This window comes from Nocardioides xinjiangensis, from assembly GCF_017916455.1.
Taxonomy (GTDB): domain Bacteria; phylum Actinomycetota; class Actinomycetes; order Propionibacteriales; family Nocardioidaceae; genus Nocardioides; species Nocardioides xinjiangensis.
This window is the reverse complement of sequence record NZ_JAFMSY010000003.1, coordinates 282,479-303,174: the sequence shown is the minus strand read 5'-3', so window position 1 is coordinate 303,174 and position 20,696 is coordinate 282,479. Positions and strand designations below refer to the sequence as shown.

Annotated in this window: 21 protein-coding genes; 7 read left to right on the top strand and 14 right to left on the bottom strand. The window is 73.2% G+C overall.

The annotated features are described in order from the left end of the window. Positions 1-4: 4 nt before the first annotated feature. The 5 genes from J3P38_RS14935 to J3P38_RS14915 all read right to left on the bottom strand — a co-directional run bounded on the left by J3P38_RS14935 (position 5) and on the right by J3P38_RS14915 (position 4,840). Positions 5-979: a hypothetical protein gene (locus J3P38_RS14935; protein WP_210504225.1), complete on the bottom strand. Its 975-nt coding sequence runs from the start codon at positions 977-979 to the stop codon at positions 5-7. Positions 980-1,132: 153 nt separating this feature from the next. Then, positions 1,133-2,272: a tRNA dihydrouridine synthase DusB gene (gene dusB / locus J3P38_RS14930; protein ID WP_210440536.1), complete on the bottom strand. Its 1,140-nt coding sequence runs from the start codon at positions 2,270-2,272 to the stop codon at positions 1,133-1,135. Between the two features lie 38 nt (positions 2,273-2,310). Beyond that, positions 2,311-2,997 carry a hypothetical protein gene (locus J3P38_RS14925; protein ID WP_210504224.1) on the bottom strand — a complete coding sequence of 229 codons (687 nt, stop codon included), beginning with the start codon at positions 2,995-2,997 and terminating at the stop codon, positions 2,311-2,313. A gap of 48 nt (positions 2,998-3,045) precedes the next feature. Next, a complete protein-coding gene (locus J3P38_RS14920; RefSeq protein WP_210440534.1) occupies positions 3,046-4,458 on the bottom strand; it encodes a glycine--tRNA ligase in 1,413 nt (470 codons plus the stop codon). Between the two features lie 52 nt (positions 4,459-4,510). After that, complete coding sequence (locus J3P38_RS14915; RefSeq protein ID WP_307807936.1) at positions 4,511-4,840, bottom strand: antibiotic biosynthesis monooxygenase family protein; 330 nt, start codon at positions 4,838-4,840, stop codon at positions 4,511-4,513. Positions 4,841-5,051: 211 nt separating this feature from the next. On the opposite strand from J3P38_RS14915, the gene J3P38_RS14910 reads away from it, so the two are divergent. From J3P38_RS14910 to J3P38_RS14895, 4 genes are read left to right on the top strand one after another with little or no spacing between them, the layout of a single operon-like run. Then, complete coding sequence (locus J3P38_RS14910; protein WP_210504223.1) at positions 5,052-6,044, top strand: metal ABC transporter substrate-binding protein; 993 nt, start codon at positions 5,052-5,054, stop codon at positions 6,042-6,044. Continuing rightward, positions 6,041-6,910: a metal ABC transporter ATP-binding protein gene (locus J3P38_RS14905; protein WP_210504222.1), complete on the top strand. Its 870-nt coding sequence runs from the start codon at positions 6,041-6,043 to the stop codon at positions 6,908-6,910. Before J3P38_RS14910 ends, J3P38_RS14905 begins: the two co-directional genes overlap by 4 nt. After that, on the top strand, positions 6,907-7,911 hold the full coding sequence (locus J3P38_RS14900; protein WP_307807935.1) for a metal ABC transporter permease: 1,005 nt from the start codon (positions 6,907-6,909) through the stop codon (positions 7,909-7,911). Before J3P38_RS14905 ends, J3P38_RS14900 begins: the two co-directional genes overlap by 4 nt. Next, positions 7,898-8,311, top strand: coding sequence for a Fur family transcriptional regulator (locus tag J3P38_RS14895; protein WP_210504221.1), 414 nt, complete (start codon positions 7,898-7,900; stop codon positions 8,309-8,311). Before J3P38_RS14900 ends, J3P38_RS14895 begins: the two co-directional genes overlap by 14 nt. A 9-nt stretch (positions 8,312-8,320) precedes the next feature. Here J3P38_RS14895 and J3P38_RS14890 read toward each other — a convergent pair whose 3' ends face one another. Beyond that, positions 8,321-9,100: an isoprenyl transferase gene (locus tag J3P38_RS14890; RefSeq protein WP_307807934.1), complete on the bottom strand. Its 780-nt coding sequence runs from the start codon at positions 9,098-9,100 to the stop codon at positions 8,321-8,323. 113 nt (positions 9,101-9,213) lie between these two features. Between J3P38_RS14890 and J3P38_RS14885 the strand changes: the two genes are divergently transcribed. Continuing rightward, a complete protein-coding gene (locus J3P38_RS14885; protein WP_210504220.1) occupies positions 9,214-10,023 on the top strand; it encodes an SDR family NAD(P)-dependent oxidoreductase in 810 nt (269 codons plus the stop codon). A 30-nt stretch (positions 10,024-10,053) separates the two neighbouring features. On the opposite strand, the gene recO is transcribed toward J3P38_RS14885, so the two are convergent. The 4 genes from recO to J3P38_RS14865 form a co-directional block, all read right to left on the bottom strand. Beyond that, positions 10,054-10,782, bottom strand: a complete 729-nt coding sequence (recO, locus tag J3P38_RS14880) for a DNA repair protein RecO (protein ID WP_210504219.1) — start codon at positions 10,780-10,782, stop codon at positions 10,054-10,056. A 91-nt stretch (positions 10,783-10,873) separates the two neighbouring features. Beyond that, a complete protein-coding gene (locus J3P38_RS14875) occupies positions 10,874-11,866 on the bottom strand; it encodes an NAD(P)H-dependent flavin oxidoreductase (protein WP_307807937.1) in 993 nt (330 codons plus the stop codon). 239 nt (positions 11,867-12,105) lie between these two features. Beyond that, positions 12,106-13,845 carry a 2-isopropylmalate synthase gene (gene leuA, locus J3P38_RS14870; protein WP_210504218.1) on the bottom strand — a complete coding sequence of 580 codons (1,740 nt, stop codon included), beginning with the start codon at positions 13,843-13,845 and terminating at the stop codon, positions 12,106-12,108. 175 nt (positions 13,846-14,020) lie between these two features. Beyond that, complete coding sequence (locus tag J3P38_RS14865; protein ID WP_210504217.1) at positions 14,021-14,779, bottom strand: class I SAM-dependent methyltransferase; 759 nt, start codon at positions 14,777-14,779, stop codon at positions 14,021-14,023. A 47-nt stretch (positions 14,780-14,826) separates the two neighbouring features. On the opposite strand from J3P38_RS14865, the gene J3P38_RS14860 reads away from it, so the two are divergent. Together J3P38_RS14860 and J3P38_RS14855 are read left to right on the top strand one after the other, a co-directional pair. After that, on the top strand, positions 14,827-15,312 hold the full coding sequence (locus tag J3P38_RS14860) for a flavodoxin family protein (protein WP_210504216.1): 486 nt from the start codon (positions 14,827-14,829) through the stop codon (positions 15,310-15,312). An 11-nt stretch (positions 15,313-15,323) separates the two neighbouring features. After that, positions 15,324-16,169: a septum formation family protein gene (locus J3P38_RS14855; RefSeq protein WP_210504215.1), complete on the top strand. Its 846-nt coding sequence runs from the start codon at positions 15,324-15,326 to the stop codon at positions 16,167-16,169. On the opposite strand, the gene era is transcribed toward J3P38_RS14855, so the two are convergent. The 4 genes from era to J3P38_RS14835 are packed head-to-tail and all read right to left on the bottom strand — an operon-like array spanning position 16,166 to position 20,670. Next, on the bottom strand, positions 16,166-17,230 hold the full coding sequence (gene era, locus J3P38_RS14850) for a GTPase Era (RefSeq protein ID WP_210504214.1): 1,065 nt from the start codon (positions 17,228-17,230) through the stop codon (positions 16,166-16,168). The two genes, J3P38_RS14855 and era, sit on opposite strands and share 4 nt — an antisense overlap. Next, on the bottom strand, positions 17,223-17,999 hold the full coding sequence (locus J3P38_RS14845; RefSeq protein ID WP_210504213.1) for a siderophore-interacting protein: 777 nt from the start codon (positions 17,997-17,999) through the stop codon (positions 17,223-17,225). The genes era and J3P38_RS14845 overlap by 8 nt, the downstream gene beginning before the upstream one ends. Positions 18,000-18,019: 20 nt before the next feature. After that, positions 18,020-19,309: a class I SAM-dependent methyltransferase gene (locus J3P38_RS14840; protein WP_210504212.1), complete on the bottom strand. Its 1,290-nt coding sequence runs from the start codon at positions 19,307-19,309 to the stop codon at positions 18,020-18,022. Further along, a complete protein-coding gene (locus J3P38_RS14835; RefSeq protein ID WP_210504211.1) occupies positions 19,306-20,670 on the bottom strand; it encodes an FAD-binding oxidoreductase in 1,365 nt (454 codons plus the stop codon). The genes J3P38_RS14840 and J3P38_RS14835 overlap by 4 nt, the downstream gene beginning before the upstream one ends. Between the last annotated feature and the right edge of the window lie 26 nt (positions 20,671-20,696).

Below are 20,696 nucleotides of genomic sequence, written 5' to 3'. Positions count from 1 at the left end.
GCGGTCAGTAGACCGTGACGTGCACGTGGTCGTAGTGGTTCGCAGTGACCGATCCGCGGTCGGACATCCCGCGCCAGCCCTCGCCGGAGCGCTCCACGGACCAGATCTTCTGGGCGTAGATGATGTACTCGATGCCGAGGGCGGCGTAGTTGGTCCGCAGGAACTCGGCGATCGCCCACCCGGTCGAGCCGCTCACCATGATGTCGATCGCGCGGCCCTGGCCGTGCTCGCCGTCACCGCGCCACGTGCCGTAGCTGGTGACCTCGGGCCAGTTCGCGCAGACCACGTCGTGGATCTCGTAGAGCGACGCGCGGCCCGCGTCGATCGCGGAGCCGTTGCTGCAGACGCCGCCGAGGCTGGGACCCTCCGGCTCGGGCTTCGGCTTGTCCTCGACGAGGTAGCCGGACGTGACCCACCGGGACTGGCCGTCGACGACGACCTGCGTGCGGCCCATCTGCTGGCGGCCGGTGACCGCCACCTGCTCGAGCTCGCCGATCACGCCCATCTTGTCGGACTTCTCCGACGGGCCCTCCCAGAGGTTGAGCACCTCGGTGGTCCACATCGTGTCGCCGACCTCGCGGGCCAGGCGCCGGGCCCGCCGGTCGACCGCGAGCTCCTCGCGCGCCGCCTCCGCCCTCGCCGCGGAGCGGGTCCGCGACCGGGAGACGGGGCTTTCGTCGCGGCGGCGCAGCGCCGAGCCGGCGGTCGGGTCGGCGGTCGGGTCGGCGGTCGGGTCGGCGCTCAAGGCGCTCGGACGCCCGGCACCGGGCTCGCTGTCGGCCGCAGCGCGGGCGGTCGACTGGGAGCCGGACGAGGCGAGCAGGTCGTCGCTGGTGGCGGGCTCTGCGGCGAGCACGCCCATGGTCACTGCGGAGAGCGTCGCGACCACCGCGAGGGGCGCGGCGACCTGCACGGCGCGGGGCAGACGGGACAGACGGGGGCGAGCAGGGGTTTCCCGCTTGTGGCGATGCTGAGCCACAGCGCTGATCCTTTGCTGTTGCTGACGGGGGACTGCGTCGAACCACGAGTGGAGCTTCGGTGAACTCGTGCCCACGTCGACGCGATCATCGAGTAGAGCACAGGTTCGTCGGCGCGTCCCAATCTTCCACGGTAGAAATCCCCGTGTTCCGGCTCACCCGCCGGTCGCCTCGTCGGCGTCCTCGCGCAGCTGGGCTCCACGCCCGTCGGTGTCGTCGAGCCACCCGTCGGGCAGCACCACCTTCTTGCGGGGCGCGCCCTGGCGTCCGCGGGGCGTGCCGAGCTCCCGCTCGGGGAAGGGCGCGTCGCCGTCGAGGCCGTCGAGGAGGGCGTCGAGCGCGGCCAGCGAGTCGACGAGGGCGAGCTGGTGGCGCAGCTCGCCGCCGGCGGGGAAGCCCTTGAGGTACCAGGTGATGTGCTTGCGGAACTCCTTGCAGCCCCGCTCCTCCCCCATGTGCTCCGACAGCAGCTCGGCGTGCCTGCGCATCATGTCGCGCACCTCGCCGAGCGTCGGCAGCGTCGCGACGTCCTCCCCGTGGAACGCCGCCGCGAGGTCGCGGAACAGCCACGGGCGACCGAGGCAGCCGCGGCCCACGACGACGCCGGCGGCGCCGGTCTGCTCCACCATGCGCAGGGCGTCGGCGGCCTCCCAGATGTCACCGTTGCCGAGGACCGGGATGTCGACGTGGTCGACCAGGGCGCCGATCGCGTCCCAGTCGGCCTCGCCGGAGTACGCCTGCTGGACCGTGCGCCCGTGCAGCGCGATCGCCGCCACACCGGTCTCCTGCGCGATGCGGCCGGCGTCGAGGTAGGTGAGGTGGTCGTCGTCGAGGCCCTTGCGGGTCTTCATCGTCACCGGCACGTCGTACGGCGCCGCGGCGGCGACGGCGGCGGTGAGGATCTCGCCGAGCAGCCCCCGCTTCCACGGCAGCGCTCCCCCGCCGCCCTTGCGGGTCACCTTCGGGACCGGGCAACCGAAGTTGAGGTCGACGTGGGCGACGCCGTGGTCGGCGCACAGGATCTCCACGGCCTTGCCGATGTAGACCGGGTCGGTGCCGTAGAGCTGCACGGAGCGCACGGACTCGACGTCGTCGAAGACGAGCATTCTGCGGGTGGTCTCGTCGCCCTCGACGAGCCCGCGGCTGGTGATCATCTCGCAGACGTAGAGACCGGCTCCCTGCTCGGCGCAGAGCCGGCGGTACGCGGCGTTGGTGATGCCCGCCATGGGCGCCAGCACCACCGGGGTGTCGACGCGCAGCGACCCCAGCGTGAGCGAGTCGGGCACGGCGGTCATGCCCCCATTGTCCGAGGCGGGCGGTGCCGCGCCCAAATTCAGCCGCGACCGCTGCGCCTCCCGCGCTCCCCGCGCCGTGCCTTCCCGGGCGTCCGTGCCCCGGGCCTCTCGGCCGCGGGCCTGCGCACCTCGCCGCTCCACGAGATGGGGTCGTAGCCCTCCGTCGGCTGGAACACCAGGTCGCGCACGCGCCCGCCCTCCGGCACGAGGTAGACCAGGCACATCTCCGCCTCCGCGCCCGGCTCGAAGGGATCCGGCAGCGGCCCGCTCTGGCAGGCCTCGAAGTCGCCGCCCACCGTCCACGGCGCGCCGAGGGACCCGACCGTGTCGCGCAGGTAGAGCGGCACGTCCTGCCCGCCGAGGTCGGCGTCACCGACGTTGGCGAGCGTGACGGTGGCGAAGTACGGCCGGGCCTCGTCCACCGCCTCGTCGCCCGCCCAGCCGTCGAAGACCGACGGACGCTGCTCGGCGACGGCCGCGACGGTGAGCTCGAGCTCGCCGGTCACGTCGCGTGTCGGCTGCCAGACGAGCACGGCGGGCTCCCCGAACGCCAGCTCGGCGCCGGGCTCGGTGCCACCGTCCCCGCTGACCTCGCCGTCCTCGCCGTCGTCGGCGGCGGCTCCCTTCGTCGGCGGCGACGGGTCCTCGCCGCCGCGGGGCTCCGCCGGGGAGCACGCCGGCACCGTCAGTGCCAGCGCCGTGGCGAGGAGGAGGCTGCGCCGCATGGCCTCATCGTGGCACGGCGCCGGCCCCTCCGACCCGCGACGCCGGGCTCAGCAGCCGACGAGCTTCTCGGCGAAGTACCTCGTGATGCCGTCGAGGCCGACCCGCTCCTGGCTCATGGAGTCGCGCTCGCGCACGGTGACGGCGTCGTCGTCGAGGGTCTCGAAGTCGACCGTCACGCAGAACGGCGTACCGATCTCGTCCTGGCGACGGTAGCGGCGGCCGATGGCGCCGGAGTCGTCGAAGTCGACGTTCCAGTTCTGGCGCAGCTCCGCGGCGAGGTCGCGGGCCTTGGGCGAGAGGTCGGCGTTGCGGCTCAGCGGGAGGACCGCGACCTTGACCGGCGCGAGGCGCGGGTCGAGCTTGAGCACGACACGCTTGTCGACGCCGCCCTTGGTGTTGGGCGCCTCGTCCTCGGTGTAGGCGTCGATGAGGAACGCCATGAGCGAGCGCGTCAGGCCCGCGGCCGGCTCGATGACGTAGGGCAGGTAGCGCTCGTCGGCGGCCTGGTCGTAGTAGGACAGGTCCTTGCCGGAGTACTCGCTGTGCTGCTTGAGGTCGAAGTCGGTGCGGTTGGCGATGCCCTCGAGCTCCTCGAAGTCACGGCCGGAGAACCCGAAGCGGTACTCGATGTCGGTCGTGCCCTTGGAGTAGTGCGACAGCTTCTCCTGCGGGTGCTCGTAGTGGCGCAGGTTGGCAGGGTCGATGCCGAGGTCGACGTACCAGCGGGTGCGCTCCTCGATCCAGTAGCGGAACCACTCCTCGTCCTCGCCGGGCTTGACGAAGAACTCCATCTCCATCTGCTCGAACTCGCGGGTGCGGAAGATGAAGTTGCCGGGGGTGATCTCGTTGCGGAAGCTCTTGCCCATCTGGGCGATGCCGAACGGCGGCTTCTGGCGGCTCGAGGTCACCACGTTGGCGAAGTTGAGGAAGATGCCCTGCGCGGTCTCCGGCCGCAGGTAGTGCAGCCCGGACTCGTCCTCGATGACGCCGAGGTAGGTCTTGAGCATCATGTTGAACTCGCGCGGCTCGGTCCAGGCGTTGCGGGTGCCGCAGTTGGGGCACGCGACCGACTCGTTGATGTCGACGGAGTCGGGGTCCACGGGCTGGTCCGGGGTGCCCTTCTTGGCGGCGTGGTCCTCTTGGAGGTGGTCCTCGCGGAAGCGCTTGTGGCACGACTGGCACTCGACCAGGGGGTCGCTGAACGTGCTCAGGTGGCCGCTGGCCTCCCACGTGCGGGTCGGCAGGATGACGCTGGAGTCGAGGCCCACGACGTCGTCGCGCCGGGTGACCATGAACTTCCACCACTGGCGCTTGATGTTCTCCTTCAGCTCCACGCCGAGCGGGCCGTAGTCCCACGCCGACCGGGTGCCGCCGTAGATCTCACCGCAGGGGTAGACGAAACCTCGGCGCTTGGCGAGCGAGACGACGTTGTCCAGGGCGGTCGGAGCGGGCTTGGCCACGATGCAGTTCCTTCGGGTCGGGCCGGCTGGCTGCCGGCTCGTGGGCGAGCGCTCACCCTATCGAGCGCGGCCGGGCCTCGTTGAGGTCGGTCCCCTCCTCGACGAGCTCGTAGGCGCTGGGCTCGTCGACCGCGTGGACCATCAGGGGCTGGACGTGCATCTTCCCCTCGTACGACCCCAGCGCCCGCCGGTAGGAGCCGACGTTCTCCCAGCGGGTGGCCAGCACCCACAGCGCGGGGTCGTCGACGTTGCGGCCGACCTCACCGCCCACGTAGCCGGGCTTCGCGGCGAGGACGGCGAGGGCCCGCACCAGCCCGGCGCGCAGCTCGGCCTCCGCCGACGCCGCGGACGAGGGAGCGCGGAGGCGGGTCACGACGAGCACAGGCTCACCCTACGGCTGGGTAGTCCACCGGGTTCCGGTCGTCCGAACGCGCTGCTCTGGGGTAGTCCACCGGGTTCCGGTCGTCCGAACGCCCTGCTCTGGGGTAGTCCACCGGGTTCCAGTCGTCCGAACGCGTTCCGTGCAACCGTTTCCCGGTGGACTACCGAACACGGTTTGACAACGGTTCTCATCGCGTCTGAGAATCGTTCTCATGTCGCTCGCCACCCGCTCCCTCTCCCTCACCAGCCTGCTCACCGCAACCGTCCTCCTTGCCGGGTGCGGGCAGTCGGGGGGCGACACGGCCGGGAGTGGTCGCTCGGCCGTGGCGTCGTTCTACCCGCTGGCGTGGGTGACGGAGCAGGTGGCGGGCGACGGCTGGACTGTGGAGAACCTCACCTCTCCCGGCCAGGAGCCGCACGACCTCACCCTCGACATCGCCCAGACCGCCGCCCTGGAGGGCGCGGACCTCGTCGTGCTCGAGGAGGGCTTCCAGCCCGCCGTCGACGACACCGCCGCCAACGCCGACGCGCCGGTCCTCGACGCCGCCGCGGTGCTCGACCTGCTGCCCGCGACCCCCGGTGAGGAGCACGACCACGCCGAGGAGGAGCACGCCGAGGACGAGGCCCACGAGGACGAGGCCCACGCCGAGGACGAGGCCCACGCCGACGAGGAGCACGACCACGGCGACGTCGACCCGCACTTCTGGTTGGACCCGCTCCTGGTCGCGGACTTCGCCGACGCGGTCGCCGACGAGCTGGGCGAGATCGACCCCGACGGCGCGGAGACCTACGCCGACAACGCGGCGCAGCTGCGCTCGGAGCTGGAGTCGCTCGACCGGGAGTACACCGAGGGACTGGCCTCCTGCGAGCGGTCCACCACCGTGGTCAGCCACCAGGCGTTCGCGTACCTGGCTCGCTACGGACTGGAGTTCGAGGCGATCGCCGGCCTGTCCCCGGACGCCGAGCCGACCGCAGCCGACCTCGCCCACCTGCAGGAGGTCATCGACGCCGACGGTGTGACCACCGTGTTCTCCGAGCGGCTGGTCAGCCCGAAGATGGCGGACACCCTCGCCAGCGACATGGGTGTGGAGTCCGCGGTGCTCGACCCCATCGAGGGGCTGTCGGAGGAGACGGCCGACGAGGACTACCTTTCACTCATGCGCGCGAACCTCACCGCACTCCAGCGGGCCAACGGCTGCTCGTGACACCGGCCGACAGCACGACCGCCGGCACGGGAGCCGGCTCCCAGCCCCGCCCGGAGCGGGGTCCGGACCGCGGCACGGACCCCGCGGTCCTCGAGCGGGTCTCGGTCGCCATCGGAGGACGGCCGATCCTGCGCGACGTCGACCTCGCGGTCCGCACCGGCGAGACCGTGACCCTGCTCGGACCCAACGGCTCGGGCAAGTCAACGCTCGTCCGCGCCCTCACCGGCCTGCTGCCCCTGGCACGCGGGTCGGTGCGGCTGTTCGGCACGCCGCTGCCGGACTTCGAGCACTGGCACCGCGTCGGGTTCGTGCCGCAGCGCTCGAGCGCGACCGGCGGGGTGCCGGCCACGGTGCGTGAGGTCGTGGGCTCCGGCCGGGTCGGGCGGCGCCGGCTGCTCCGGCCGACCAGCCGGGCCGACCGGCGAGCGGTGGAGGCGGCGCTCGACGTCGTCGGTCTCGCCGACCGGGCGGCGTACGGCATCTCCCAGCTCTCCGGCGGGCAGCAGCAGCGCGTCCTGATCGCCCGCGCGCTCGCCGGCGAGCCCGACCTGCTGGTGCTCGACGAGCCGACGGCCGGGGTCGACCTGCCCAACCAGCGCGCGCTCGCCGAGGCGCTCGCGCGACTGAAGGAGCGCGGCGCGACCATCGTGCTCGTCGCCCACGAGATCGGGCCGATGGCGCCGCTGGTGGACCGGTCGGTCGTGATGCGCGACGGCCGGGTCGCCTACGACGGCCCGCCGCTGACGCAGGAGGTCGCGGCCCACACCCACCACGCCCACGACCTCGAGGCGCCCGAGGGCGACGCCCACGACCACGTGCCGCACGTGTCGTCCCCGTTCGACTGGGAGCGGAGGACCCGACCGTGAGCTTCCTCGACCTCTTCGCGCTCGACTTCATGCAGCGCGCCCTCGTCGCGGCGCTGCTCACCGGCCTGGCCGCCCCGGCGATCGGCACCTTCCTCGTGCAGCGCCGGCTGGCGCTCCTCGGCGACGGGATCGGCCACGTGGCCGTCACCGGCGTGGCCCTCGGCCTGCTCACCGGCGCCTCGCCCACGTGGACGGCCGTCCTGGTCGCGGTGCTCGGCGCGGTGCTGATGGAGCTGATCCGCGAGCGCGGGCACACGAACGGCGACGTCGCCCTCGCGCTGCTCTTCTACGGCGGCCTGGCCGGCGGCGTGCTGATCACGGGCATCGCGGGACAGGGTGCGGCGACGCTGCAGGCCTACCTGTTCGGCTCGCTCAACAGCATCTCGTCCGAGGACGTGTGGTTCACCGCGGGCCTGACGGCGGTGGTCCTGGTCGTGACGCTCGGGCTCTCGCCCCAGCTCTTCGCCGTCGCCAGCGACCCCGACTTCGCCCGGGTCGCCGGGCTGCGCGTGCGGGCCTACAACCTGCTCACCGCGGTGCTGGCGGCGGTCAGCATCACCGTCGCGATGCGTACGGTGGGACTGCTGCTGGTCTCGGCGCTGATGGTGGTGCCGGTGGCGACGTCGCAGCAGCTGGCGCGCTCGTTCCGCGCGACGCTCCTCGGCGCCATGGTGGTCGGGTGCACCGCCTCGGTCGGCGGGCTCGTCCTCAGCGCCTGGCTGTCGTTCCGCGTCTCGGTGGCGCCGGGACCCACCATCGTGCTGCTGGCGCTGGCGATGTTCACCGCGACGTGGCCGATCGGCGTGTGGCTGCGCAGCCGCAGCCGGCTGATGGCGCCGTTCCCGGAGGTGTCCGCGACCCCCCACCGCTCCCCCGTCGAGCACCCGCACGAGCACGGCCGGGACTGCGGGCACCCGGCGGTCCCGCACGGCGACCACGTCGACTACGTCCACGACGGCCACAGGCACGCCGTGCACGGGGAGCACTATGACGAGCACTGAGCGGGGCCAGGCGCAGCGCTCCCCCGTGCGGCCCACCCGCCAGCGGCGGGCCGTCGCGGCCGCGCTCGCCGCTCTCCCCGACTTCCGCAGCGCCCAGGAGATCCACGACCTGGTCAACCAGCAGGGCGACTCGGTCGGGCTGGCGACGGTCTACCGCACGCTCGCGGCGCTCGCCGAGGCCGGCGAGGTCGACATGCTGCGCAACGAGGACGGCGAGGCGATCTGGCGCAGCTGCTCCGGCACCCACCACCACCACCTGGTCTGCCGCTCGTGCGGCGCGACCGTCGAGGTCGAGGGCCCCGCGGTCGAGCGGTGGACCAGCGCGGTCGCCGACGCGCACGGCTTCGCCGCCATCAGCCACACGCTGGAGATCTTCGGGACCTGCCCCGCCTGCCGCTAGGACCTCCTCTCACGAAGGGTCGGGCAGGGCGCCGCCGTAGCGCCGGTCACGGCTCGCGTAGGTCTCGATGGCGGCCCACAGGTGCCGCCGGTCCACGTCGGGCCACAGCACGTCGGTGAAGACCATCTCGCTGTAGGCCGCCTGCCACAGCATGAAGTTCGACAGCCGCTGCTCCCCCGAGGTGCGCCACACCAGGTCGGCCTGGGGCAGCTCGGGCACGTAGAGGTGGCGGGCGAAGGTGCGCTCGTCGATGCGGTCCGGGTCGAGCCGGCCGGCCGCGACCTCGCGCCCGATCGACCGGGCGGCGTCGGCGAGCTCGGCGCGGCCCCCGTAGTTGACGCACATGGTCAGGGTCAGCACGTCGTTGTCGCGGGTCATCTCCTCGGCCACCTGCAGCTCCCTGATGACCGACTTCCACAGCCGCGGGGCCCGGCCGGCCCACCGCACGCGGACGCCGAGGTCGTGCATCTCGTCGCGTCGCCGCCGGATCACGTCGCGGTTGAAGCCCATCAGGAAGCGGACCTCGTCGGTCGACCGCGACCAGTTCTCGGTCGAGAAGGCGTAGGCCGAGACCGCCTTCACCCCGATCTCGATCGCACCCTCCACCACGTCGAACAGCGTGTGCTCGCCCTGCTCGTGGCCCTTGGTGCGCGGCAGGCCGCGCTGCTTGGCCCACCGGCCGTTGCCGTCCATGATGATCGCGACGTGGGCCGGCACCAGGTCGCGCGGCACCGGCGGCGGTGTCGCGCCGGACGGGTGGGGGGTCGGCGCCTTCACCTGTCGCTTCACGGGAGCAGCCTAGGTCTCGGGGCGAGGTCGAGGTCGCAGGCGGCACGGCGGCGGGTCGGGCCGCCCTGCGCCCGGCCCTTGACCCCCACGCCGGGACCGGTGAGGGTTCGCGCATGCTCCCCCCTTCCTTCGACCTCAGCGGACGGGTCGCGCTGGTCACCGGCGCCGGCGCGCCGGAGGGCATCGGGTTCGCGACCGCGCGCCTGCTGGGGGCGCTCGGCGCCGGCGTGGCGGTGGCGGCCACCACGGATCGCGCGCTCGAGCGCGCCGCCGAGCTCGAGGAGCACGGCGTGCGTGCCGTCGGGGTGGTGGGCGACCTGACGGTCGAGGAGCAGGTGCGGGCGCTGGTCGCCACGGTGACCGCCACGCTGGGGCCGCCGACGGTCCTGGTCAACAACGCGGGCATGACCAGCACGACGTCGCCGGCCCTCACGCTCCCGTCGTCCGGGGGCACGGAGTCGGGCGCCGTCGGCGAGATGTCCTACGAGCAGTGGCGCCGCTCGCTGTCGCGCAACCTCGACTCCGCGTTCCTCGCCACCCGGGCCGTCCTGTCCGGGATGCGCGGGCAGGGGTGGGGACGCGTGGTGATGGTCGCCTCCGTGACCGGTCCCGTCATGGCGATGCGCGACGAGGCGGCGTACGCGGCCGCGAAGGCCGGCATGGTCGGGCTCGCGCGCGCGGTGGGCGTGGACCACGCCGCCGACGGCGTGACGGCCAACGCGGTGGCGCCCGGCTGGGTCGCCACCACGAGCCAGACGGCTGACGAGGAGGGGCAGGGGCGCCGTACCCCCGTGGGGCGCAGCGCGATGCCGGACGAGGTCGCGGCCGCCGTCGCCTTCCTGTGCACGCCCGGGGCGTCGTACGTGACGGGCCAGTGCCTCGTCGTCGACGGCGGCAACAGCATCGCCGAGGAGCGCCGCTGACCAGGACCGCCGGGCCGCGGCGGCGGGCGCTCAGCGCTCGACGTACGCCATCGATCGCAGGCCGCGTTCGAGGTGCCACGCGAGGTAGGCCGAGACGAGGCTGCTGGCCTCGCGGAGGTGGCGCGGGTCGGCGGCGTGCACCACCGGCCAGTCGCCGACGAGCAGCGCGCCGAGCACGAGCACGGTCTCCGGGGCGGGCGTCGCCGAGCCGGGCAACCGGTCGGAGGCGCACAGCACGCCACCGGCCGACGGGTTGAAGAACCGGTGCGGGCCCTCGACGCCGCACTGCACGCAGTGGTCGAAGCTGGGCGCGTAGCCGGCCACGGACAGCGAGCGCAGCAGGTAGGAGTCGAGCACCTGGCCGGCCGGGTGCTCCCCGCCGGACATCGCCCGCAGGCCACCGACGAGGAGGAGGAACTGCTGGACGGCGGGCTCCTTGTCCTCAGTGACGAGCCGCTCGGCGGTCTCGAGCATCACGGTGCCGGCGGTGTAGCGGTCGTAGTCGAGCCCGAGCCGCGCGTGGAACGGGTCGAGGGTCTCGGCCTGCGTGATGACGTCGAGGCTGCGGCCCTCGGCGAGCTGGAGGTCGACGTGGGTGAAGGGCTCGAGGCGCGAGCCCCAGCGCGACGTCGTGCGCCGCACCCCCTTGGCGACCGCGCGCACGCGCCCGTGCTGACGGGTCAGCAGGGTGATGATGCGGTCGGCCTCGCCCAGTTTGTGGGTGCGGAGCACGACCGCCTCGTCGCGGTAGAGGGGCACCAGGACATTCTCCCCCACCGCACCCCGGACAGCGGGTACGCCGTCAGCGTTTCCGCGCGACCCCGTCGCGGTCGGCCGCACGGCTGCCGGTCTACTGCTCGGCTCGTCGCTCGACCGAGCTCGGCAGGGCGGCCAGCGCCGAGTCGCACTCGCGCACGAGCCGGGCGACCACCTCGGCGGCCGGCAGCTCGAGCGCGAGCCGGTGTGCTTGGCCTGCCCAGAGCGGCGCACGCTCCGGGTCGCCGGCCTGCCGCAGCGGAGCGGTCAGGTGCGCGATCTCGGGATACGCCTTCGGCGCGTGGGCCGAGTGCTCGCGCATGAAGTCGTTGACGATCCCGCGCGCCATCCTCCCGGTGAAGGCGCGCGTGAGGGCGGTCGGCCGGCGGGTCCCGATGGCGTCGCGGTGCGGAGGCGCCGTCCCTGACTCCGGGCAGCGCATGAATGCCGTCCCCACCTGCGCCGCGGCCGCGCCGAGGCAGAGCACGGCGGCGACGGCGGCGCCCGTCGCGATGCCGCCGGCCGCCACGAGCGGCAGGTCCGTCTCCGCGCGGACCAGCTGCAGCAGCGCGAGCAGGCCGACGTCGCCCTCGCCCTCGGCGAACGAACCGCGGTGGCCGCCCGCCTCGACGCCTTGGACGACCAGCGCCGCGGCGCCCACGGCGGCGGCCTCCGCAGCCTCGGCGGCCGTCGTCACGGTGACCCACGTCTCGACGCCGGCGTGGCGCAGGCGGTCGATCGTGCCTGCGTCAGGACACCCGAAGGTGAAGGAGGCGACGGCCGGCCGGGTCTCGAGCACGACGTCGAGCTTTCCGTCGTAGTCGTCCTTGTCGAACCGGGCCTTCCCGAGCCCGTCGCCCAGGCGTCGGGCGTAGGCGGCGACGGCGGCGGGATTCGCCGGCGCCTCGGGCGGGACGAAGACGTTGACCCCGAAGGGCGCGCGGGTCGCGGCCCTCAGGCGCTCGACGTCCTCGCGAGCGGCGGCGGCGGTTTTGAAACCGGCGGCGAGCATCCCGAAGCCGCCAGCCTCGCACACGGCGGCCGCTAGCGCTGGCGTCGACGGCCCGCCCGCCATGGGGGCCTGCACGATCGGGACGCGGAGCCGGTCGAGGACCACGTTGGCTGTATACCGCAGTGCGGCGCCTGGGGCGAGCACGAACCGGCGGCAGACCGTGCGGGCGGTGCCGTCCCGGTCGACGGCGGTCGCCGGCTCGGCCGCGGCGCGTCAGGCGCGTGCGGGTGCATCTCGCTCGGCGCAGGCTCGACTCGGCGGAGTCGTCGGCGGCATCCTCGACGAGTCCGGCACGGTGCCGGATGCCGCGGTCCTCACGCCCTGTTGACGGCGCTGATCACGGCCTTCAGCGAGGCGGTGACGATGTTGGCGTCCAGCCCGACGCCCCACAGCACCTTGTCACCGCTGTCGGACGACACCGCGCACTCGACGTAGGCCGCCGCGATCGCGTCGCCGCCGGCCGACAGCGCGTGCTCGGCGTAGTCGAGCACCCGGACGTCGTGGCCCATGGCCGAGATCGCGTCGACGAAGGCGGCGATCGGGCCGTTGCCCTGCCCGGTGAGCTCGTGGCGCTCGCCGTCGACGTACACCCCGACGGTGAGCTGGTCCTTCTCGCCCGCCGCGCTGGAGGTGTGCACCGAGTTCAGCTTGAGCGGGGTCTCGCGGTCGAGGTACTCGGACCGGAAGACCTGCCAGATCTCCTCGGGCGTGATCTCCCCGCCCTCGGTGTCGGTGCGCTGCTGGACCACGCGGCTGAACTCGATCTGCGCGCGACGGGGCAGGTCGAGCTTGTGCTCGGACTTCAGCACGTAGGCCACGCCGCCCTTGCCGGACTGGCTGTTGACCCGGATGACCGCCTCGTAGGTCCGGCCGACGTCCTTCGGGTCGATCGGCAGGTACGGCGCCTCCCACGGCAGCTGCCCCACCTCGGTGCCCAGCGCCGCGGCCTTCTTCTCCAGGTCCTCGAGGCCCTTCTTGATGGCGTCCTGGTGCGAGCCGGAGAACGCCGTGTAGACCAGGTCGCCGGCGTAGGGGTGGCGCGGGTGCACCGGGAGGTTGGTGCAGTACTCGACCGTGCGGCGGACCTCGTCGATGTCGCTGAAGTCGACCTGCGGGTCGATGCCCTGGCTGAAGAGGTTCATGCCCAGCGTCACCAGGTCGACGTTGCCCGTCCGCTCGCCGTGGCCGAAGAGGCAGCCCTCGACGCGGTCGGCACCGGCCATCAGCGCCAGCTCGGTCGCCGCCACGGCGGTGCCGCGGTCGTTGTGCGGGTGCAGGCTGATCGCGGAGTGCTCACGGCGGGTCAGCCCGCGGCTGAAGTACTCGATCTGGTCGGCGTAGGTGTTGGGCGTCGACATCTCCACCGTGGCCGGCAGGTTGAGGATGATCTCGCGGCCGGCCTCGGGCTGCCACACGTCGGAGACCGCCTCGCACACGCTGAGCGCGAAGTCGGTGTCGGACTGGGTGAAGATCTCGGGGCTGTACTGGTAGCCGAAGTCCTGGCTGCCGACGATGCCGCCGAGCCGCTCCTCGGCGTACTTCAGGACCATCTCGGTGCCGCGGACCGCGATGCTGCGGCACTCGTCGGGGGTGACGTTGAAGACGACCCGCTGGAAGAGCGGCGCGGTCGCGTTGTAGAGGTGGATCGTGGCCCGCGGTGCGCCCACCAGCGAGTCGACGGTCCGCTCGATGAGGTCCTCGCGCGCCTGCGTCAGCACCGAGATCTGCACGTCGTCGGGGATCCGGTCCTCCTCGACGAGCTTGCGCACGAAGTCGAAGTCGGTCTGGCTGGCGCTGGGGAAGCCGACCTCGATCTCCTTGTAGCCCATCGCCACCAGCAGCTCGAACATCGTGAGCTTGCGGGCCGGCGTCATCGGGTCGATCAACGCCTGGTTGCCGTCGCGCAGGTCGGTCGACAGCCAGCGGGGCGCCTTCTCGATCCTCCGCGTCGGCCACGTGCGGTCGGGCAGGTCGACGGGGACGAAGGGCGTGTAGCGGGCGAACGGCATGGGGCTCGTCGCCTGCTGGTTGGCGGTGTTGCTCAGGTTGGTCATGGTGTCCCTCGGGGATCGGTCGGTGCTGGGCGACCGGCGCGCGCCACACTCCGCAGCGAGGAGGCCGGATCAGACCTCGCTGCGGCAGCCAAGGAGGAGGGTGCGCATCATGACCCCGCCAGCGTAGCCGCCCGCCCTCGTGGGCGTGCCCGGTCTCCCGCGGAGTGAGACGTGCTCAGGCGCGGCCGCGCACGGCGTGCGCCACCGCGGTGAGCTCGAAGGGTCCCGCTCCGAGGCGGCGCCGGAGCGCGGCCTCGAGCGGCTCCCGGCCGTCGGGCCCCACGTCGTGCACGACCTCCGCCGCCGGGCCCACGCCGTGGAGGTAGGGCTCCCACCACTCCTCGAAGCTCGGGTGGGTGACGGTGACCGGCAGCTCCAGGGACTCGACGTCGCGCAGGCCCGCGGCCTCGACGATCGCCACGAGACCGTCGCGCGAGCCGCCCGGGCGCTCCCGCTCGGCGCCGTGCCGAGGATCGAGCCCCGCGACCGCCTCCCACAGCGGCCACGTCGGCGCCCGTCCCCCGGCGAGGTCCCACACGGTGGCACCGACCCAGCCGCCGGGACGCGTCACCCGCCTCATCTCGCCGACACCGGCCACCGGGTCGGACATGAAGTGGACGACCAGGCAGGCAGCGGCCACGTCGCAGGAGTCGTCCTCGAACGGCAGCGCCTCCGCCACGCCGTGCCGGACGTCGACGCCGGGGAAGCGCTCGCGGCAGGCGGCGACGAAGGACTCCGACGGGTCGACCGCCCGCACGTGGTCGGCGCCGAGGCGGGCGACGAGGTGCCCCGTGAGGGCGCCGGGGCCGCACCCGACGTCGATCGCGCGCTGGCCGTCGGCGATCTCGAGCCAGTCGGCGAGCCCCGCGGCCAGGGGCTGGGAGTAGCGCCCCATGAACCTGTCGTAGGCGTCGCCCGGCACCTCGAACGTCACGCTCCCGACCGTACGCCGCCCGGTGGCCGGTGAGTAGCCTCGGCACCGTGCCGCGCCTGCTGATCGTCCACCACTCCCCCACGCCGTCGGTGCGGGCCCTGACCGACGCGCTGGTGGCGGGAGCGGGCGACGACGCGATCGAGGGCGTCGAGGTGGTCGTGCGGCCGGCCCTCGAGGCGGGTGCCGGCGACGTGCGGGACGCCGACGCCTTCGTGCTCGGCACCCCGGCGAACTTCGGCTACATGAGCGGGGCGCTCAAGCACTTCTTCGACACCGTCTTCCTCGAGGCAGGCGGCGCGCTCGGCGACGACGGCTCGGCCGCCCCGGGCCCGGGCGGGCGGAAGCCGTACGGCCTCTACGTGCACGGGCGGTACGACACGACCGGTGCCGTCCGGTCGGTCGAGGCGATCGCCGGTGCGCTGCCCTGGCGCCGGTCCGCCCCCGTGCTGGAGGTGCTGGGCGAGGTGGGCGAGCCGGAGCGGGAGTCGGCGTACGACCTGGGCGGGACGCTCGCGTCGCTGGTGATGCGATGAGACGCCCCGCCATGTCCCTCGTCGTGGCCCTGCTGGTCGCGCTGGCCGGCTGCACCGCGTCGCCCTCGCAGCCCGGCGACGACCCGGGCTCGCCGGCCCCCGCGTCGCCCGGATCGACCTCGCCGGGGTCGACCGCGCCCGAATCCGCGCCCGAGTCCGAGCCGAGCGTGTCGCCGGACCCGGGACCGAGGCCCCGGGTCGGTGAGTGCCACGCGCTGACCTTCCGGCAGGCGCTGGCCGTCGTCGGACGCACCGCGCCCGTCGCGTGTCGCCGCCAGCACACGGCCGAGACCTACTTCGTCGGCCGGCTCGACCTCGAGACGAAGGCCGGCTTCACCCGCCGGGTGGACTCGCAGGCCGCACAGCGGCAGATGCGCCGGGCGTGCACCACCCGCCTGCCCCGCCACCTCGGTCGTACGCCGCGCGACCTGCGGCTGAGCATGGTGCGAGCCGTCTGGTTCACACCGAGCCCGAAGCGCGCGGAGGCCGGCGCCGACTGGTTCCGCTGCGACGTCGTCGCCGTCGCGGCGCCGCGCGCCCTCCTGCGACTTCCCCGCACGACGAGGGGCTGGGACGCAGCACCCGCGATGTGCGCGACCGCCGCGCCGGGGACGAGGGGGTTCCGGCGGGTGACGTGCGGCGCGGACCACACGTGGCGCGCCGTCTCGACCGTGGACATCCCCGGCGCGCGCCTGCCGGCGCGTGCCGCGATCGCCCGCCGGATGGACGCCACGTGCCGCGACGCCGCCGCGGGGAGCGCCGACGACCCGCTCGAGTTCACCTGGGCGCAGGAGAGCCCGACGCGCGCCCAGTGGGAGGCCGGCCAGCGCTACGGCATCTGCTGGGTGCCGGACTAGAACCCGAGCTTGCGCAGCTGGCGCGGGTCCCGCTGCCAGTCCTTGGCGATCTTGACCTGCAGGTCGAGGTAGACCGGGGTGCCGAGCAGGGCCTCGATCTGCTTGCGGGCCGCGGTGCCGACCGCGCGCAGGCGCGAGCCCTTGTGGCCGATCATGATGCCCTTCTGCGAGTCGCGCTCGACGTAGAGGTTGGCCACGATGTCGAGCAGCGGCTTGTCGTCCGGGCGGCCCTCGCGCAGGCCCATCTCCTCCACGACGACGGCGATCGAGTGCGGCAGCTCGTCGCGCACGCCCTCGAGGGCGGCCTCGCGGATGAGGTCGGCGGCCAGCGCCTCCTCGGGCGCGTCGGTGAGGTCGCCGTCGGGGTAGAGCGGCGGCCCCTCGGGCAGCAGCCGCACCAGCAGGTCCGCCAGCAGGTCGACCTGGTCGCCCGCCACCGCCGAGACCGGCACGATCTCGGCCCACTCGGTCGAGGTCTCCTCGCCGAGGGCCGCGATGTCGAGGAGGTGGTTGGCCAGCTGCTCCGGCGTCACCAGGTCGGTCTTCGTGGCGACCGCGATCCGGACGGTGCGCCGCACCTTGGCCAGCTCGGTGACGAGGAAGCGGTCGCCGGGCCCGATCTTCTCGTTGGCCGGGAAGCAGACGGCGACCACGTCGACCTCGGCCCACGTGGTGCGCACCAGGTCGTTGAGCCGCTCACCGAGCAGGGTGCGGGGGCGGTGCAGGCCCGGCGTGTCGACGAGGATGAGCTGGGCGTCGTCGCGGTGGACGATGCCGCGCACCACGTTGCGGGTGGTCTGCGGCTTGGAGGACGTGATGACGATCTTCTGCCCGACCAGCGCGTTGGTCAGGGTGGACTTGCCCGCGTTGGGACGGCCCACGAAGGACGCGAAGCCGCTGCGGAAGCCCTCCGGGGCCTCGTAGAAGGCCCCCGCGGGCGCCACGCCCGAGAGGTCGAACTCGTCGTCGAGGTCGTCGTCGTCGAGGTCGTCGTCGTCGAGGTCGTCCTGCTCGTCCACGTGCTCGTCCACGTGCTCGTCCACGTGCTCGTCGTCAGCCATCGCCCGCCTCCCGCGCTGCGTCGTACTCCGCCCAGATCTGCTCGTCACTCTTCCCTGCCGCCTTGCCCGCGCGCCAGATGGGGCCGGGGTCGACCGCCCGGGGCTGGCGCCCTGCCGTCGCGCGCCAGTAGCCCATCACGTCGTAGTGGCTGGTCGGCAGCCCGACCTCGCGCATGAGGTGCTTGCGGATCGCACGCATCTGGGCGGACTCCCCGGCCATCCAGAAGTACCCCTCGCCCGCCGGCCACTCGATGCCCTCGACCACCTGGGCGAGGTTGCTCTGTCCGTGGCCGGGGGGCTCGAGCCAGGTCACGTCGGTGGTCGCGGGGAGGTAGCCGGCGAGGTCGTCGGGCACCTCGGCGATGACGTGCGTGGCGAGGTGGGGGTGGGTCTCGGCGATGCGCGCCATGGCCGGCATCGCGGTGAGGTCTCCGACGAGCAGCAGCCAGCCGGCGCCCGGCGGCGGCGCGAACGACGCCTTGGGCTCGGTGATGGTGACCACGTCGCCGAGGCAGTCGCGCATCGCCCACTCGGTGACCAGGCCGACGTCGTGGACGACCACGTCGAGCGTCAGCTCGCCGTCGGCCCACGAGCGCACGGTGTAGTAGCGGCTCTGGAACTGTCCGGGCACCACGAGGCCGACCCACTCGTCGGGGACCCCTGTCGAGACGAATCCGTCGAGCCCGTCGAGGACGAGCCGGACGAGGTGGTCCGACAGCGGTTCACGGCGACGTACGGTCGCCTCGAACTGCGCGGCGCGGGTGCTCACCCGCCGAGGTTATCGGTGGCTCACCAGTCCGGGCGCATCGGGAACTCCGACCGCCCGTCGTCGTGGTTGCGGGTGGCCAGGACTTGGTGCAGCTCCACCTCGTCACGCTCGAACCCGACACGGGATCCGGCGATGTAGAGGCCCCAGACGCGGGCTGTGCCCTCCCCCACCTCGGTCACGCACTCGTCCCAGTGCTCGACGAGGTTGCGGTTCCAGTCGCGCAGGGTGAGGGCGTAGTGCGGGCGCAGGTTCTCGCTATGCTGCACCTCCAGGCCCTGGTCCTGGGCGGTGGTGATGATGGTGCCCGAGCCGGTGAGCTCGCCGTCGGGGAACACGTAGCGGTCGATGAACGCACCGGTCTCCTGGCGGCGGTTGTGGCGGCGCGTGATGGAGTGGTTGAGCAGCCGCCCGCCCGGCTTGAGCCGGTCACGCAGGTGGCGGAAGTACGACGGGTAGTTGCGCACGCCGATGTGCTCGGTGAGGCCGATGGAGCTGATCGCGTCGAACCCCGTCTCGACGACGTCGCGGTAGTCGAGGTGGCGCACCTCGGCGAGGTCGCCGAGCCCCTCGCGGTCGATGGCCTCCTTGGCCCACTGCGCCTGCTCGAGCGACAGCGTCACGCCGAGCGCCTTCACGCCGTACTCCCGCGCGGCGTGCCGGACCATGGTGCCCCAGCCGCAGCCGACGTCGAGCAGCCGCTGCCCGGGCCGGAGGTCGAGCTTGCGGCAGACCAGGTCGAACTTCGCCGCCTGGGCCTGCTCGAGCGTGGCGTCGGGCGTCTCGTAGAGGGCGCACGTGTAGGCCATCGACGGGCCCAGCACCATCTCGTAGAAGCGGTTGGAGACGTCGTAGTGGTGCGAGATGACCTCGGCGTCGCGAGTCATCGAGTGGCGCAGGCCCTCCACCGCTCGCCGCCACCGCGGCAGGTGCTCCTGGGGCGGGGGCGCGGGCGGCCGCAGGTGGGACAGGCCCAGGCTGCGGGCGATGTGCAGCGCCTCCGACGGCGTGGGCATCCGGAACTTCGTGTGGTCCTTGAGCAGGACCAGTGCGTCGTAGGGGTCGCCCGGGTGCACGCCGGAGAGCTCGATGTCGCCGCTGACGTAGGCCCGCACCAGTCCCAGGTCGCCCGGCGCCGTCATCAGGTACGACAGGCCGCGCCGGGTGCGCAGGTGCATCCCGACGGCGGCGTCGGCGGGCCCGGCGCCGCTGCCGTCGTACGCCGTGAAGCGCAGCGGCAGCCCGCCCCTCACCAACCGGTCCATGGCCTCACCGATGGACATCCGGTCCGGTGCCCCCGTGCTCGCGGTCATCGTCGTCCCACCACCTTGTCGTAGAGAGGGGTCAGTCGGTCCTGCGGGTCGTGCCTCGCCTTCACCCGGGCCAGGTGGGGCCCGCCGTAGAGGCGGTCGAACTCCTCGCGCTCGTAGAAGGCGTCGGAGTAGAGGCTCTTGTGGCCACCGAGCTCGCTCACCGCCGCCTCGATCGCGCGGTTGCGCGGCGAGGTCGCGGCGTCGGGGCCGACGTTGACGACGCCCCAGAACCCGACGTTGACGTAGGTGGTGCCGGCGGTCAGCGGGTAGCCGGGCCACGGCCTCTCCGCGTCGCTGCGCCGGAGGCGGAGCGGGCACAGCCACACCGGCCGCATCCCCACCTCGCGGTCGAACCAGTCGAGGAACTCGGGCAGCCGGTCGACCGGCACCTCGACGTCCTGGACGACACGCTCGCCCTGCGGCCGGCCGGCGCGCCGGTCGAGGCGGTCGCCGATGCCGAGGCGGCGGTCGAGGGCGACGAGCCTCCAGTAGACGTCGGAGCGGCGCAACCGCCGCGGCCACACGCGGCGTACGAGCGGGTGCTGGGCGCCGAACGCCCGCGAGCACCAGAACCAGTCGGTGTCCCAGCGCCACAGGTAGTCGTGCATCGTCAGCCGGTCGGTGGTGCGCCGCTGCAGCGAGCGGTAGTAGACCTGCTGGCCGGTGTAGTCCGACGTCGGACCCGGCTCGTCGCTCCACCGGGCGAGGGTCAGGTAGAGCTCGTCGGGGGCGAAGCCGACCCCGTCGAGGCCGTCGACCCGCTCGCCCTCCCACGCACCGTCCTCGACGATCCGCACCACGGCGTCGGCCAGGGTGGCGGCGTCGTGGAAGCGCACGTGCCTCAGGGCGACACGGGCCGGCACCGGCTCGAGCTCGATGCGCAGCCGGGTGGCGTAGCCGAGCGAGCCGTAGGAGTTGGGGAAGGCGTCGAAGAGCTCGTCGCCCGGCTTGGTGGTGACGACGTCCCCCGACCCGGTGAGCACGTCCATCTCGAGGACGGACTCGTGCGGGAGCCCGCTGCGGAAGCTGGTGGACTCGATGCCCAGCCCGCTCACCGCACCGCCGAGCGTGATCGTCTTGAGCTGCGGCACCACCAGCGGCATCCGGCCGTGCGCCAGGGTCGCCTCGACCAGGTGCTCGTAGGTGCACATGCCCTGCACCTCGGCCACGTCGCCGTCGACCTCGATCACGCCGTCGAGGCCTGTCACGTCGAGGCCCCGGCCGAGGGCGGCGCGGCCGCGGAAGAGGTTGCTGGTGCGCTTGGCCAGCCGGACGGGCGCACCCGGTGGCAGGGCGGCCCAGGACTGCCTCAGCCGCGCCACCCCCGTGGAGTGCTGCTCCCAACCGACAGGCGTTCGCACGGCGCTCACGCTAGCGAGTCCCGCCG